This window comes from Acinetobacter sp. YH16032 (assembly GCF_013417345.1).
Taxonomy (GTDB): Bacteria; Pseudomonadota; Gammaproteobacteria; order Pseudomonadales; family Moraxellaceae; genus Acinetobacter.
Map to the genome: position 1 here is coordinate 1 of NZ_VPEE01000170.1, position 1,084 is coordinate 1,084.

The window sequence follows — 1,084 nt, forward strand, 5'->3', positions numbered from 1 at the left end:
TTATAGACAACGAAATACAGCAGAGCTGTCAGAACTTGATCAACAACGCACAAGAGCAAAAGGAATCAGTGCAGAAGCTGACGCACAGATCAACCGAGCTATTGAATCAGGTACAAAGTTTAGTGAAACAAGCCGAAAGTTTGAATATTCAGAGCTTAGCTCAACAGCAGACACAGCAACAACAGCAGAAAATCAGTCTAATTTTGTCAGTATCATGTACAGCATTACTGCTAATCCTGATCATAATTTCATGGGTGAAGTAAATGAGCGAATTAAAGCAGTTAATCAGTCAGCAAGTCAGTTTGCTACAGAAACAGAACGAGCTACAGCAGACTTGTATCAACGAGCAGAAGAAGTACATCGAGCACTTAGAACAGCGCAACACAGCACTAATTCAGCAAATGAACCAAGTACCAAAGCTAGATATGTCGCAGTCTTTACAGACATTCGCAATGCAAGCGCAAAAACATTTGCAAGAGAAATTGCTTACTGTACTGGACAACTCGAACATCGAAAAATTAGTGCAGAGCAAGATCAATCAAGAACTAAAACCAATTCTGGACGATATACAGCTCACACAATCGCAATTAACGAAAGCACTTTCGACAGCATCATCATTGAATACAGCAACAGACAACGAAATCAACGTCAGCGAGTTAAACAACAAGCTTCAGAAGCTAGAACTTTCAGTCAACAACTTGATCGAACAACTAAACACATTGATTTAATTGCACGACAACTCAGTAATGTTGTGATTAAGCCAAAGCCCTGTACTGATTTAACTCGATATTTCAAAAACAATGGTTATCGCTCACCGACTGCGGAGCGTATTGCTGTTTGGTCAGAACGTCAGCATGAAGCATTTAAGAATCGAAATATTGAGCAAGTCGCTTACTACATCGAAACCAAATTTCAAGAACTAGGACACTATCAACACTATGAAAATGGGCTGAGTAGAGATGAAATTGATATTGTAAACAAGATGATACGCAATGATGAGCGCATTATTGATTATATGAAAAAATCAGGCTGTCATCTGAATTACGACACTCGACAAAAGCTCAATCGGACATTCTCACTTGAA

1 protein-coding gene is annotated in these 1,084 nt (G+C 39.1%); it reads left to right on the forward strand.

Annotated elements, in window-relative coordinates; all coding sequences use genetic code 11:
- Nucleotides 1-1,084 (forward strand): hypothetical protein (locus tag FTV32_RS17215; RefSeq protein ID WP_180029171.1); only part of this gene is annotated, 1,084 nt, incomplete at both ends.